Annotated in this window: 12 protein-coding genes; 10 read left to right on the top strand and 2 right to left on the bottom strand. The window is 65.5% G+C overall.

Annotation, left to right across the window (positions count from 1 at the left end; all coding sequences use genetic code 11):
- Nucleotides 1–35: 35 nt before the first annotated feature.
- The 5 genes from BW990_RS13275 to BW990_RS22120 all read left to right on the top strand — a co-directional run bounded on the left by BW990_RS13275 (nt 36) and on the right by BW990_RS22120 (nt 6,502).
- Complete coding sequence (locus BW990_RS13275) at nt 36–3,011, top strand: formate dehydrogenase subunit alpha (RefSeq protein ID WP_076448534.1); 2,976 nt, start codon at nt 36–38, stop codon at nt 3,009–3,011.
- A gap of 15 nt (nt 3,012–3,026) precedes the next feature.
- Nucleotides 3,027–3,620 (top strand): formate dehydrogenase FDH3 subunit beta, encoded by a 594-nt coding sequence (gene fdh3B / locus BW990_RS13280; RefSeq protein ID WP_076448535.1) that lies wholly within the window; start codon nt 3,027–3,029, stop codon nt 3,618–3,620.
- A gap of 173 nt (nt 3,621–3,793) precedes the next feature.
- A complete protein-coding gene (locus BW990_RS13285; RefSeq protein ID WP_076448536.1) occupies nt 3,794–5,032 on the top strand; it encodes a formate dehydrogenase subunit gamma in 1,239 nt (412 codons plus the stop codon).
- Between the two features lie 7 nt (nt 5,033–5,039).
- Nucleotides 5,040–6,338 carry a c-type cytochrome gene (locus tag BW990_RS13290; RefSeq protein ID WP_076448537.1) on the top strand — a complete coding sequence of 433 codons (1,299 nt, stop codon included), beginning with the start codon at nt 5,040–5,042 and terminating at the stop codon, nt 6,336–6,338.
- A complete protein-coding gene (locus tag BW990_RS22120) occupies nt 6,335–6,502 on the top strand; it encodes a hypothetical protein (RefSeq protein WP_200798049.1) in 168 nt (55 codons plus the stop codon). The genes BW990_RS13290 and BW990_RS22120 overlap by 4 nt, the downstream gene beginning before the upstream one ends.
- A 56-nt stretch (nt 6,503–6,558) precedes the next feature.
- Here the strand turns inward: BW990_RS22120 and BW990_RS13295 are convergent, their stop codons facing one another.
- Nucleotides 6,559–7,812: an MFS transporter gene (locus tag BW990_RS13295; RefSeq protein WP_076448538.1), complete on the bottom strand. Its 1,254-nt coding sequence runs from the start codon at nt 7,810–7,812 to the stop codon at nt 6,559–6,561.
- A 436-nt stretch (nt 7,813–8,248) separates the two neighbouring features.
- Here BW990_RS13295 and BW990_RS13300 point away from each other — a divergent pair, with 436 nt between their 5' ends.
- Nucleotides 8,249–9,574 (top strand): FAD-dependent oxidoreductase, encoded by a 1,326-nt coding sequence (locus BW990_RS13300; RefSeq protein ID WP_234990257.1) that lies wholly within the window; start codon nt 8,249–8,251, stop codon nt 9,572–9,574.
- A 196-nt stretch (nt 9,575–9,770) separates the two neighbouring features.
- Here BW990_RS13300 and BW990_RS13305 read toward each other — a convergent pair whose 3' ends face one another.
- The gene (locus BW990_RS13305; protein ID WP_076448539.1) at nt 9,771–10,484 is read right to left on the bottom strand and encodes a hypothetical protein; all 714 of its coding nucleotides are present in this window, start codon (nt 10,482–10,484) and stop codon (nt 9,771–9,773) included.
- Nucleotides 10,485–10,562: 78 nt separating this feature from the next.
- Between BW990_RS13305 and BW990_RS13310 the strand changes: the two genes are divergently transcribed.
- The 4 genes from BW990_RS13310 (at nt 10,563) to phnD (ending at nt 13,807) form a co-directional block, all read left to right on the top strand.
- Nucleotides 10,563–11,171, top strand: a complete 609-nt coding sequence (locus BW990_RS13310) for a winged helix-turn-helix transcriptional regulator (RefSeq protein ID WP_076448540.1) — start codon at nt 10,563–10,565, stop codon at nt 11,169–11,171.
- Nucleotides 11,172–11,493: 322 nt separating this feature from the next.
- Nucleotides 11,494–11,724 carry a hypothetical protein gene (locus BW990_RS13315; protein ID WP_076448541.1) on the top strand — a complete coding sequence of 77 codons (231 nt, stop codon included), beginning with the start codon at nt 11,494–11,496 and terminating at the stop codon, nt 11,722–11,724.
- A gap of 249 nt (nt 11,725–11,973) precedes the next feature.
- The gene (locus BW990_RS13320) at nt 11,974–12,537 is read left to right on the top strand and encodes an ester cyclase (protein WP_159441656.1); all 564 of its coding nucleotides are present in this window, start codon (nt 11,974–11,976) and stop codon (nt 12,535–12,537) included.
- Nucleotides 12,538–12,856: 319 nt separating this feature from the next.
- Nucleotides 12,857–13,807, top strand: coding sequence for a phosphate/phosphite/phosphonate ABC transporter substrate-binding protein (gene phnD / locus BW990_RS13325; RefSeq protein WP_076448543.1), 951 nt, complete (start codon nt 12,857–12,859; stop codon nt 13,805–13,807).
- The last annotated feature ends 80 nt before the right edge of the window (nt 13,808–13,887 follow it).

Here is a 13,887-nt window from a genome sequence, read left to right on the forward strand (position 1 = left end):
GGTCACAAAGACCCGGGCACATAGCGGAGGGAACAATGCTCAGGAAAAAGACCACCGGGGTCGCGCGCCGATCCCAGAGAACCGGCCTTCTGTCGGAAATGGCGGGCAAGTCCGTCGACCGCCGCAGCTTCCTGCGCGGCTCGGGCCTCGCCATCGGGGGGCTCGCCGCGATCAGCGCGACCGCCGGTTCCGTCACCCAGGCCTCGGCCCAGCAGGCCGTGAACGACGCGGTCCAGACCGTGAAGTCGGTCTGCACCCATTGCTCGGTCGGCTGCACCGTCATCGCCGAAGTGCGCGACGGCGTCTGGACGGGCCAGGAGCCCGGCTGGGACAGCCCCTTCAACCTCGGTGCGCATTGCGCCAAGGGTGCCGCCGTGCGCGAGCACACCCATGGTGAGCGCCGCCTGAAATACCCGATGAAGAAGGTCGACGGCGAGTGGACCAAGATCTCCTGGGAACAGGCGATCAACGAGATCGGCGACGAGATGCTGCGCATCCGCGACGAGAGCGGCCCTGATTCGGTCTATTGGCTGGGCTCGGCCAAGCACAACAACGAACAGGCCTACCTGTTCCGCAAGTTCGCCGCCTATTGGGGCACCAACAACGTCGATCACCAGGCACGGATCTGCCACTCGACGACGGTGGCCGGCGTGGCGAACACATGGGGCTACGGCGCCATGACCAACAGCTACAACGACATCCACAATTCGCGCGCGATCTTCCTGATCGGCGGCAACCCCGCCGAGGCGCACCCGGTGTCGCTCCTGCACATGCTGAAGGCCAAGGAGCAGAACAACGCCCCCTTCATCGTCTGCGACCCGCGCTTCACACGCACGGCATCCCATGCGGACGAATACGTCCGCTTCCGTCCGGGCACCGACGTGGCGCTCGTCTGGGGCATTCTCTGGCACATCTTCGAGAACAAGTGGGAGGATGAGGAATTCATCCGCACCCGCGTCTGGGGCATGGACCAGATCAAGGAAGAGGTCGCCCGCTGGACCCCCGAAGAGGTCGAGCGCGTCACCGGCGCCCCGGGCGCCCAGCTCGAGCGCGTCGCGCGCACGCTCGCCAACAACCGTCCCGGCACCGTGATCTGGTGCATGGGCGGCACCCAGCACACCAACGGCAACAACAACACCCGTGCCTACTGCATCCTGCAGCTGGCACTCGGCAACATGGGTGCGGCCGGTGGCGGCACCAACATCTTCCGCGGCCATGACAACGTGCAGGGCGCCACGGACCTCGGCGTTCTCGCGGACACGCTGCCGGGCTATTACGGCCTGTCGGCGGGCTCCTGGGCCCACTGGGCGCGCGTCTGGGACGAGGATCTCGACTGGCTCAAGAGCCGCTTCGACGTCATGCCGGGCGCCGGTGCGGACGGTGCCGACCGGATGATGATGAACGAGACCGGTATCCCGGTGTCGCGCTGGATCGACGGCGTTCTCGAAGAGGCCGCCGATATCGACCAGCCCGACAATACCAAGGCGATGGTGTTCTGGGGTCACGCGCCGAACTCGCAGACCCGTCTGCCCGAGATGAAGACGGCGATGGAAAAGCTCGACCTGCTGGTCGTGATCGATCCCTACCCGACGGTCTCGGCGGTGATGAACGACCGCACCGACGGCGTCTACCTGCTGCCGGCGGCAACGCAGTTCGAGACCTACGGCTCGGTCACGGCGTCCAACCGCTCGCTCCAGTGGCGCGAGAAGGTCACCGATCCGATCTTCGAATCGCTTCCCGATCACACGATCATGAAGATGTTCGCGGACAAGTTCGGCTTCTCCGACCGGCTCTTCCGGAACATCGAGGTGAACGGCGACGAGCCCCTGATCGAGGACCTCACCCGCGAGTTCAACCGTGGCATGTGGACGATCGGCTATACCGGCCAGTCGCCCGAGCGCATGCGGCTGCACATGGAGAACCAGCACACCTTCGACCGCACCACGCTCAAGGCGGTCGGCGGCCCTGCCGATGGCGACTATTACGGTCTGCCCTGGCCGAGCTGGGGCACGCCCGAGATGAATCACCCGGGCTCGCCGAACCTCTACGACATCTCCAAGCCCGTCGCCGATGGCGGCATGGGGTTCCGGGCACGCTTCGGCGTCGAGCGGGACGGCGACAACCTTCTGGCGGAAGGTGTGGCACCCGTGGGCTCCGAGATCATGGACGGCTACCCCGAGTTCACCATGCAGATGCTCATCGACCTCGGTTGGGACAGCGATCTGACCGACGAGGAGCGCGCCACGATCGAGATGGTCGCGGGCTACATCAAGGAAGACATGCCCGAGACCGGCGAGCAGAGCCAGACCGGCCCCTTCCCGTCGGATTACGCCGAGAAGGTGGGTGGCGTGAACTGGAAGACCGACCTCTCGGGCGGTATCCAGCGCGTCGCGATCAAGCATGGCTGCGCGCCCTACGGCAACGCCAAGGCCCGTGCCGTCGTGTGGACCTTCCCGGATCCGGTGCCGGTCCATCGCGAGCCGCTCTACACGCCGCGTTACGACCTGGTCGCGGATTATCCGACCTACGAGGACAAGAAGTTCTGGCGGGTGCCGACGCTCTACGCGTCGATCCAGAAGGACGATTACTCGAAGGACTTCCCGCTCATCCTCACCTCCGGCCGTCTGGTCGAATACGAGGGCGGCGGGGACGAGACACGGTCGAACCCGTGGCTTGCGGAACTGCAGCAGGACATGTTCATCGAGATCAACCCGCGCGATGCCAACAACCTGGCCATCCGCGACGGGTCCGACGTCTGGGTCTACGGCCCGAACGGCGGCAAGGTGAAGGTGATGGCGATGGTGACCCCGCGGGTCGCCGAGGGGGTGACCTTCATGCCCTTCCACTTCGGCGGTTTCTGGCAGGGCGAGGATCGCCGCAGCCACTACCCCGAGGGCGCCGATCCCTATGTCCTGGGTGAGAGCACCAACACTGCGCAGACCTACGGCTACGACTCGGTCACGCAGATGCAGGAAACCAAAGCCACGCTTGTTCGCGTCGAAGCCGCGTAAGGAGGACCAAGAATAATGGCACGCGCAAAATTTCTCTGCGACGCCGAACGCTGCATCGAATGCAATGCCTGCGTCACGGCCTGTAAAAACGAGCACGAGGTGCCGTGGGGCATCAACCGTCGGCGGGTGGTGACCATCCAGGACGGCCAGCCGGGCGAACGCTCGATCTCGGTCGCCTGCATGCACTGCTCGGACGCGCCCTGCATGGCCGTCTGCCCGGTGGACTGCTTCTACGAGACCTCCGACGGCGTGGTCCTGCACTCCAAGGACCTCTGCATCGGCTGCGGTTACTGCTTCTATGCCTGCCCCTTCGGCGCGCCGCAGTACCCGCAGGCGGGCAACTTCGGCAGCCGCGGCAAGATGGACAAGTGCACCTTCTGCGCCGGCGGCCCCGAAGAGGACACGTCCCAGGCCGAGTTCCAGAAGTACGGCCGCAACCGGATCGCCGAGGGCAAGCTGCCCATCTGCGCCGAGATGTGCGCCACCAAGGCCCTGCTCGCCGGTGACGGCGACGTGGTCTCGGGCATCTACCGCGAGCGCGTCGTCGCCCGCGGCTTCGGCTCGGGCGCCTGGGGTTGGGGCACCGCCTACGACCAGAAGAGCCAGTAAGCGTCTTCACGAACGGGCGGGGGCCAGCCACAGCGCTGGCCCCCGTTTTCCATCCCGACCGGCGCCCGTTCCCGCGGGTGCGGCGGACAGACCCGAGCGGCGCATCCCGATCCCGCGCCGTTCCGGTTTATCCGCGACACATCACACACGATAAGGTTCATGGGGGCACCGCGATGACCATCCTGAGATCTCTTCTCCTGACGCTTGCGCTGCTCGGCGTGGCCCTGCCGCAGGACAGCGCGGCACAGGCCGTCGATCCGACCGTCACAAAAGCCGCGCCCGACCAGGCCACCACGACGCTGGAGGATATCCTCCGCCGTCAGCAGGGCCTGAAATCGGACGACACCGAGGCCCGCCGCGCGCTGGTGGGCGACGCGCTCGAGCCCGGCGCCGAGACCGGCACGACGCTCGGCACGCAGGGCGCCTCGTCCGATTCCGATCTCTGGCGCGCCTTCCGCTTCGACGAACGCGACATCACCACGGTCACCCGCGGCCCCGCTACGAACGTCATCATGCAGGGCGGCGGCCAGTGGTGGCTCGACCTGCGGCAGGGGCCGGTCATGGTCTATGGCGGCTACCTGCTGCTGGGCACGATCGGCCTTCTGGCGATCTTCTTCCTCGCCCGGGGACGCATCCGCATCGACGGCGAGAAGACGGGCCGCACCCTCACCCGCTTCACCGGGATCGAGCGCTTCGGCCATTGGCTGCTGGCGGGCTCCTTCCTCATCCTCGGGATCACCGGCCTTCTGTCGCTGATGGGCCGCACCTTCCTGATCCCGCTGCTGGGTCACGAGGCCTTCGCCACCATCGCGCAGGCCTCCAAATGGCTGCACAACAACGTCTCGTGGGCGTTCATGATCGCGCTGGTGATGGTCTTCGTGATGTGGGTGATCCACAACATCCCCGACCGCACCGACATCAACTGGATCCTCAAGGGCGGCGGCATCTTCACCAAGGGCCACCCGCCCGCGAAGAAGTTCAATGCCGGGCAGAAGATGATCTTCTGGGTGGTGATCCTGTTCGGCGCGTCGGTTTCCGCCTCGGGGCTCGCGCTGCTCTTCCCGTTCCAGATCACGCTGTTCGAGCCGACCTTCGCGATGCTCAATTCCTGGGGCGTGCCGTCCCTGATCGGGATGGAGGCCTTCCCCACCGGCATGGAGCCGCAGGAAGAGATGCAATACGCGCAGCTCTGGCACGCCATCGTCTCCTTCGTGATGATGGCCGTGATCCTCGCTCACATCTATATCGGCTCGGTCGGGATGGAGGGCGCCTACGACGCCATGGGCTCCGGCGAGGTCGAGGAGCAATGGGCCAAGGAGCACCATTCGATCTGGGCCGAGGAGGAGATCGCCAAGCGCGGCAGGACCTCCGCCAAACCGGCCTCCGGCGCATCGGCCACGCCGGCGGAGTGAACCCTCCATGCGCGGCGCTGCCCTCGTGACCTGCCTCGCGCTCGCCGCCCTCCCGGCGGCGGCGCAGGAATACTACACGCTGGAGGGACATGGCGGTCCGGTCATGGACGTGACCGTGGGCCCCGACGGGCGCGTCGCCACGGCGAGCTTCGACAATGCGGTGGGTCTCTGGGCCGACGCCGCGCCGCGCTGGCTCGACGGGCACGCGGCGGCGGTGAACGCGGTGCTGTTCCTGTCGGACAGCGAGGCGGTGTCCGGCGCCGACGATTTCGACCTGATCCGCTGGGATCTGCAGACCGGAAGCGCCACCCGCATGCCGGGCCACAAGGGCAAGGTCATGGCGCTCGATGCCGCGGGCTCATGGATCGCCTCGGCGAGCTGGGACGGGACGATCGGCCTCTGGCCGCGCGATGGTGGGCCCGTGCGCTTTCTCGACGGCCATGACGGCCCGGTCAACGACGTGGCCTTCGTTGCCGGCGGCGCGCGGCTCTACTCGGCCTCCGCCGATGGCACGCTCTGCCTCTGGGACGTGGAAACCGGCGATCTGATCGCGCTCGTCGTGGAACACGGCTTCGGCCTGAACGAGATCGTCCTCGACGAGGCGGCGGGCTGGCTGGCCTACGGCGCGGTCGACGGGGTGACCCGGGTCATCGACATGGCCACCGGCGACAGCCTCGCCGATCTGACCCTCGACCGCCGCCCGATCCTTGCACTGACCCGCTCCGCCGATGGCGGGCAGATCGCCATCGGCGACGGCGAGGGTTATATCTCGGTGATCTCGACCGGCGACTGGCGCATCCTGCAGGATTTCCGCGCCACCACGCGCGGGCCGATCTGGGCGCTGGCCTTCTCGCCCTCGGGCGAGAACCTGCACGCGGCGGGGCTCGACAGCCGGGTGCATTCCTGGCCCGTCGCCCGGCTGGGCGAGGATGGCCGGATGGACACCGCGGGCAGCGCCTTTCTGGCCGACCCGGACTCGATGCCCAACGGAGAGCGGCAGTTCAAACGCAAATGTTCGATCTGCCATACGCTGACACCCGGCTCGGCACGCCGGGCGGGCCCATCGCTTTACGACCTGTTCGGGCGCGTGGCGGGCACGGTCGAGGATTACGCCTATTCCGACGCCCTGAACGGCCGCGACCTCGTCTGGACCGAAGAGACCGTCGATGCCCTCTTCGATATCGGACCGGAACACTATATCCCCGGCACCAAGATGCCGATGCAACGGATCACCGGCGCGCAGGACCGCGCCGACCTGATCGCCTATCTGCGCCGGGAAACCGCGCCAAAGGAGACAACCGAATGAAAGCCATGATCCTCGGATTCGCCGCGATTGCCGTCATTTCCGTCGGCGCGTGGTACGGGCTGAACGTCTGGGGCTTTTCTGCCGCCGATACCACGTCCAGCCCCTCGGCCGTCCGCGTCGGCGATGCCGGACCGAGCAACCCAACCCTCCGGCTGTCCGACTGAGACCCGCCGACCGCGCCGCCCCATAGGGACGGGCGCGCTTGCCCGGCGCGTGGCGTCTATTCCTTCGTCGCGGCGGGCACCTCGTCCTCGCCCGCAAGCACCGCCGTTTCCGGCGTCATCGCCCGGGTCGAGGGCGCCGCCTTGAAGGCGGTCTTGTCCTCCTGCGGGACGGGCGCGCGGGTGCGGATGCGCAGAAGCGCGAAGAGGATCAGCAGCACATGCGCCGATCCGGTGACCCAGAACAGCGCCGACGTGCCGAGCCCGGTCATCGCGAAACCCGCAATCGTCGGCCCGACGATGGAGCCCACCCCGAAGACCAGCAGCAGCCCGCCCGAGACCTGCAACGAGGTTCCCGGCGCCGCGTGATCGTTGGCATGCGCCACGATCAGCGGATACATCGCGTAGACCGACGCGCCGAACACCGCGGCCACCGCGAGGGTCAGCGTCACCCCCTCGAGCCCCGCGAAGATGAAGATCAGGTCGGCGCAGAGCCCCAGCAGCGCCACCCCCACCAGCACCACCCGCCGGTCGAGCCGGTCCGACAGCGCGCCCACCGGCACCTGCGCGAGCGCCCCCGCGAGGACCGGCACGCTCGCGAAGAGCGCGACATCCGACAGGGTGAGCCCGATCCGCGCGGCATAGACCGCCGAGAGCGATCCGAAGGCCGCGTTCGAGACCCCCACCATGAGCACCGAGAACACCGCGATGGGCGAGTTGCGCCACAGCCTCTTGAGGTCGAGCTTCACGCTGACCAGCGCGGTCGGAGTGGTCGTTGCGGACATCGCCGTTGGCAGCAAGGCCGTGCAATAGATCATCGCCGCCAACACGAAGAACAGGTATCCCGACGGATCGCCCAGCGTGATGACCAGCTGGCCTGCCGTCGTGGCCCCGAGATTGACCATTGTGTAGATCCCGAAGATGCGCCCGCGCGACTTGTTGTCGGCCTTGTCGTTGAGCCAGCTCTCCACCACCATCGCGGCCCCGGCGAAGCAGAACCCGCAAAGCCCGCGCAGCGGGATCCACACCCAGGGTGTCAGGAACAGCAGCGAGGCGAGCACGGTGATGGCGGCGATGGCGCACATCGCGCCGAAGGCCCGGATATGGCCCACCCGCTTCACCAGCCAAGGCGTGAACAGGCAGCCCATCACGTAGCCCAGCGCCCAGCCGGTGCCCAGAAGACCCAGCGAGGCGGCGGTGAAACCCTCGATCTCGCCGCGGATGGGCAGGATCAGCCCGTTGAGACCGCCCGCGAACAGCAGAAAGGCCGAGCCCATGAGCAGGGCTCCGAGAGGCAGGAGGTTTCGGATCACGCGTTATCCCCGGTCTGGTCTGATGCGGAAAGGCTAGCGATGCCGCCCTTGCGTGGCAATCTCACTGCAGCCGCCGGGGTGCAAGCCCCGGCACCGTTCGCGTGATGCTGGCAGGCACCGCCTTGCCGAGCATGCGAAGGGCGCGGCGCCGCTCCGCCATGTGCGAACATGGCAGGCGATCCGGGAAAGGGGGCGCTCCCAAGCCTGCGGATCGGAAGCAAACTGCGGCAGCCTGGATCGTCCCGATCTCACCGGCGATCCGACATGGCCCGCCGTCAGCCGCCCATCGGCGACCGCGATCAATCGACTTCGGTCGTCCGGCGCGGTGCTGTATAGCGAACAGCATGGGCGGCATCGGCCCCGGCCCGCACGAACGATCTACCGGAGAAGACCCATCGCCACCCAGACCATTTCAGAACCCGCACGCCAAACGCCCGTGGTTCACGCGACAGATGTGCTCGTCGTCGGATCGGGCCCGGGCGGTCTGTCCGCCGCATTGGCCGCCGCGAGATGCGGCGTTCAAGTGACCTTGCTGGAGCGTTTCGGCTGTTTCGGCGGCAATATCACCGTGGTCGGCGTCGAGGGGTTCGCATGGTACCGCCACGAGGCCACGGTCGAGGCAGGCGGCATCGGGCGGGAATTCGAGGAGCGCGCCAAGGAGATGGGCGCGGCGGTTCCCGAAAGCCAGTCCCTCAGCTACGAGCTCGACAGCGAAGGGTTCAAGATCGTCGCGGACACGCTGGTCCGGGAGGCGGGCATCCACCCTTTGCTGCACCGCCAATTCGTGGCACCGATCATGGACGGCCGCGAGATCATCGGCGTGATCGTCGAATCCAAGGCCGGGCGCGAAGCCATCCTCGCCAAGCGCGTGATCGACGCCACCGGGGATGCGGATGTGGCCCATCGCGCAGGCGCGCCGACGCGAAAGACACCTATCGAAGAGATGCAGGCGGCAAGCGTGATGTTCCATCTGGCCGGTGTCGACAAGGCGGCCTTTCTGGCGGGCGTGAGAGACGATCCGCAATCCTACAGGGACTGGTCTTCCGGCGAGTGGGAGGTCGAGACCGATGGCAAGGAAGACGACATGTTCTCGCCTTTCCTCGGGAAACCCTTCGCACAGGCGATCAGGGACGGCGTCATTCCGGCCCATCTCAATACCATCGGCGGCACCTGGGGGGCGATGCATGACAGCGGTGAGCTCACCTACATGAACGTGCTGCATCTCGCCGGCTGCGACGGCACCGATCCGGACAGCATGACGAGGTCCGAGATGGAGGGCCGCCGCCAGGCGATGCACGCCATCGACGCGCTGCGCCGATACACGCCCGGTTGCGGCGCGGCGCGGTTGCGCAATTTCGGAATGTCGATCGGCATTCGCGACACGCGCAAGATCAACGCCCTCTACAACATGACCGAGACCGACGTGCGCGGCGAGGCGCGGTTCGAGGATTCGATCGGGATCTATCCCGAATTCATCGACGGCTACGGTATCCTGGTCATCCCGACGACCGGCCGTTACATGCATATTCCCTATCGGTCGATGCTTCCCAAGAATGTCGAAAACCTGCTCGTCGCAGGACGCGCCATCGGCGGCGACAGGATCGCCCATGCGGCGACGCGTAACATGGCCTGTTGCGCCGTCGCGGGACAAGGCGCGGGGGTCGCGGCGGCTTTGTCGGTGAAGACCGACTGCGCGCTTGCCGCTCTCGACGTGGCCGCCCTGCAGAAGGTTCTGCTGTCGCAAGGTGTCAGGATCGCCTGAAAGAAACGGCGGGCGCTTTACACGATTTGTAGCGAGCGGCGGCTTACCCCGCCTCCTGCGCGACGCGCCGAACGGCTTAAACGGCCCGCAGCGGGCATCCACTTGAGGCTGCGGTTTTCGCGCCGATGGCGGACATCCGCTTCAAGCGCACAGTTGCTCTGCCGTTCCAGAATAGCCTGCTGCGCCTTGCTGCAGGCTATTCTGGAACGGCACTGGTTCGGTGACGGCTTTGCCTGATCAGGTAACTCAAAGACGAAACATGCAAGAATACGGCCCCCGCAACCGCCACAGAGGCGATCCAGACGGTCGGGAAATAGAGGCCGACCAGGACATCCGGCTTTGTCTGGTACCCACCGAGCAGGGCCCTCAACGGCGTGGGGCTGGAAAGTGCGACGATTGCAATGATGTTCACCAGCATCGCCAACCCCAACGCATTGAAGGCGAAGGCAATCAGGCGTGGCCGGATGTCCCGTGCAATCACGACCGCAGCGGGTATCGCAAGCAGGCCTGTGATGACGTCCAGGTTGTCTCCGCGCCACGTCATCTGCTCTGGCATGAAACCGGCCCCGTTCCATTGGATCAGCACGTATTCCAAAGGCAGCCGGAACACATGGATCGCGGCCAACCATGCCAGACCGTTCGCCGCGACAACACGGTGACCAGGCTTGGTCAAGCCAAGGAGAACAACGAGGACCAGGGTGAGGGCAAATGACGGGAACTGCCCGGCCGGACCAAGATCGAGCCACACGAAAAGAAACGGCAGCGCCCCGGTCAGCGCAAGCCACGTGACCATGACCAAAGCGGACGCTACGGGTCCCCATTGCATGGCCCGGGCCATGATCGCCGCCAAAGCGGCCGATAACCCGGCAATGACCAGCACGAATAGCGTCAGGGGGACCGGGGCGATCATATTGCCGCTCACTTTACTTTCTAATAGCGTTCGCCAGGCATCATTCGCCAGTGACTATCAAAAAGTAAAGTAGAAAACGTGAAGACCTACAATCAGTTCTGTGGCACGGCATATGCGCTGGATGTTCTGGGCGAACGCTGGACTCTGTTGATCTTGCGCGATCTTCTTGCCGGGCCACGGCGTTACGGCGACCTGTTGGAAGGTCTTCCCGGGATCACGACAAACCTGTTGGCCAAGCGCCTCGCCCATCTGACCGACGCGCAGCTGATCGCGAAGTGCACGGGCGGATACGAACTGACCGAGCGTGGCCGCAAGGTAGAGCCAATCGTGTTGGCACTGGCAGATTTCGGCAGCCAGTCTCTCCGCCTGCCGCCAAGGCATGATGAAACAGTTTCGCGTCGCGCATTGGTTTTGAACCTGAAACGCCGGTACAGGGGCGGTTGTGACTGCACGATTGGCCTTGTATTCGAGACGGCCAGCTTCTTGCTGACGATCACCGAAACCTCCCTTGATATCGGTCCGCTGAACATCGTCCCGGACGCAACCCTGACGCATTCAAATGGGGGCCTTGCGCGCTGGATCATCGCGGGCGACCCGATCGATGACCTCATCAAGACGGGTGACGTCACGGTGGAAGGTCGTGCGGATTGCGTTCGCGCGTTCGATGCACGGCTTGACCGGCCCTGATTGGTCTCAGCTGTCGCCGGCCCCTCCCCCCCGACGTTCCCGGCAAACACCCCGGCGAACCCCGCGCAGGTGACGCATGCATGGCTCGGCAGCCGTCTCGAAACAAAAAAAAGGCAAGATGCGCGGACAAGGACATTCGGATCGATTGAAACCGTGCTCGGGCCTCACAAGAAGGCGGCGCTCGTCGTCCCGCCAAGACGTTTTCCGTGACTGCGCGAGGCATGTTCTGTCGCGGAGGTTTCCGAAGAAAAAATTCACAAAGTGAAACTTCGTGCGGTCAGTGTCCGTGGCTCCGTTACGCAACGTAAATGGGAGATCACAGATGACACTGACCAGCAAGCTCACCGTTCTGACTTTGACGGCCGCCCTCGCCGCGGGTTCGGCTATCGCCAAGGGCCACGATCAGGGGGCCGGGCCCAACGGATCGCCCGAGACCCCGGCGGGTCAGAATGCCGGTGCAGAAACGGCCAGCGCCGCGCAAACCCTTGGCAAGGGCAAGAGCACCGATGGCGGCCCGAGCGGTAAATCCGGCGACGCCAACGCCCAGGACTGAGCTTGGCTCATCACGCGATCAAGGGAGGTCCGGCCGCACAGGTCGGACCTCGCTCGTCACTGGACGCCGGTTCCTGGACACAAGCGGGTTCACGCGACCGCCACGCTTCGGCCAGCGAGAACGGCCGGGCGGCGCGCGCCCCGCGCCCTGCCCCTCACCGATTTTGTTTTCCGGCGGCCAAGCGGCTGACCCGCGAGGCACGGGCGGCCCGCTTGAAAAACTTTCATCCCGGCAATGCCCTGTGCAGCCTTGGCCGATTTCTGCCCCGAGCTGGCCATGTCGCTCTTCGCGGCCAAGCCCGGCCTGACCCACGCGACGGAGTTTCCGGTGGACGGACAAGGGTCGGCTGCTAAGCTCGCCGGGTCTTGCTCGGAGGGAACGAAGGTCATGCATCCGACTGAAAAGGTCGTTCGGCAATTTCACGAATCCTGGGATTTGCGCGATCCTGACCGTGGGGCGGAGGTTATTGCCGAAGATTGTGCTTTCGAGGATATCGCCCGCGGCGAAACGCTTCCCGGGAAGGAAGCCTACAAATCCGACTACCATCGCTGGCGCGAGGCGTTCCCGGACGGTCTTTGCAAGGTCGAGAACGTCATCGTCAGCCAGGACGGGCAATGGGCGACTGTGGAGTTTCGCAACACCGGCACACATACTGGGGTTCTGCGCTCAAGCCTTGGGGATTTCCCGCCCACCGGCAAGAGGGCCGAAGTCCGGTATTGTTCGGTGATGCGCGTCGAAGACGGCATGGTTGTCGAGGGCCGGGATTACTACGACAGCGCCACCATCCTCCGACAGCTGGGACTGATCGGCTGATCGCACGAATGTGCTGACCCCGCCGTGTTTCAGACGCACCATGACGCGCAGGCGCGAAGCCCGCTGCCGTCCGCGCAGCAGAATGCGGGGCCACCCGCAGCCATCGACCGCGCCCCGCAAGCAGCAGCCAATCACAGCCGTCGCAACCGGAAACCGCCTTGCACCAAAGTGAGATTCGCCGCGACGCCCCGCAGCGGACGCCTCCTCCCTCGGACATGACAAAGAAAAAAGGCTTGTCATGGGGCCGTTACAAAACTTTCATGTAACCGAAGCAGTCCGGCCTTAGGCGTCCGGCCATCCCTTCCAAGCAGGACATGACATGAAGACCTTGACCACACTCGCAGCCGCCGCAGCCCTCGCATCGGCAACCCAGGCCCACGCGGAGTTCCAACTCGGCGATCGCTACGTCGACAATGACGGCGACCTGATCGCCGACATCCCGACCGACCCCGCGGAGCTGCTCGATCCCGACACGCTCATCTTCGCCTACACGCCCGTCGAAGACCCGGCCGTCTATGCCGAGGTTTGGCAGGGTTTCCTCGACCACATGTCCGAGGTCACCGGCAAGAACGTCCAGTTCTTCCCGGTCCAGTCCAACGCGGCACAGATCGAGGCGATGCGCGCGGGGCGTCTGCATATCGCAGGGTTCAACACCGGCTCGAACCCGCTTGCGGTCGCCTGTGCGGGCTTCCGCCCCTTCGCCATGATGGCTGCGGAAGACGGCTCTTTCGGCTACGAGATGGAAATCATCACCTATCCCGGTTCGGGCATCGAAAGCGTCGAGGACCTGAAGGGGCAGTCGCTGGCGTTCACCTCCGAGACCTCGAATTCCGGCTTCAAGGCGCCGTCGGCGATCCTCAAGGCCGAGTTCGGCCTCGAAGCGGGCACCGATTTCGAAGCCGCCTTCTCGGGCGCGCATGACAGCTCGATCCTCGGCGTTGCCAACAAGGATTACATCGCCGCCTCGATCGCGAATTCGGTGAAGAGCCGCATGCTCGACCGCGAAGTGGTGACCGAAGACCAGCTCGTGACCGTCTACACGTCCCAGACCTTCCCGACGACCGGCTACGGCACCGTGTACAACCTGACGCCCGAGCTTCAGGAGAACATCCGCGAGGCCTTCTTCAGCTTCGACTGGGACGGCACCGCCCTCGCCGAGGAATTCGGTCGCAACGGCGAAGACCAGTTCATCGAGATCAGCTTCAAGGACGACTGGTCGGTCATCCGCACGATCGACGAAGCCAACGGCGTCGTCTACGAGTGCAACTGACGTAGACAGACGACCGGAACCCAAGGGATGCGGGTGGCAGCGATGCCGCCCGCATTCCGTTCCGGTTTCAGGGGGGGGCA

It is taken from the genome of Roseivivax lentus (assembly GCF_900156805.1).
GTDB lineage: Bacteria > Pseudomonadota > Alphaproteobacteria > Rhodobacterales > Rhodobacteraceae > Roseivivax > Roseivivax lentus.

Bases quoted from the DNA above. Each gene is read 5' to 3' on its own strand.
- BW990_RS13305 (WP_076448539.1), bottom strand. From the start codon at position 10,484: ATGATCGCCCCGGTCCCCCTGACGCTATTCGTGCTGGTCATTGCCGGG.
- BW990_RS13290 (WP_076448537.1), top strand. From the start codon at position 5,040: ATGCGCGGCGCTGCCCTCGTGACCTGCCTCGCGCTCGCCGCCCTCCCG.
- BW990_RS13315 (WP_076448541.1), top strand. From the start codon at position 11,494: ATGACACTGACCAGCAAGCTCACCGTTCTGACTTTGACGGCCGCCCTC.
- phnD (WP_076448543.1), top strand. From the start codon at position 12,857: ATGAAGACCTTGACCACACTCGCAGCCGCCGCAGCCCTCGCATCGGCA.
- BW990_RS22120 (WP_200798049.1), top strand. From the start codon at position 6,335: ATGAAAGCCATGATCCTCGGATTCGCCGCGATTGCCGTCATTTCCGTC.
- BW990_RS13285 (WP_076448536.1), top strand. From the start codon at position 3,794: ATGACCATCCTGAGATCTCTTCTCCTGACGCTTGCGCTGCTCGGCGTG.
- fdh3B (WP_076448535.1), top strand. From the start codon at position 3,027: ATGGCACGCGCAAAATTTCTCTGCGACGCCGAACGCTGCATCGAATGC.
- BW990_RS13275 (WP_076448534.1), top strand. From the start codon at position 36: ATGCTCAGGAAAAAGACCACCGGGGTCGCGCGCCGATCCCAGAGAACC.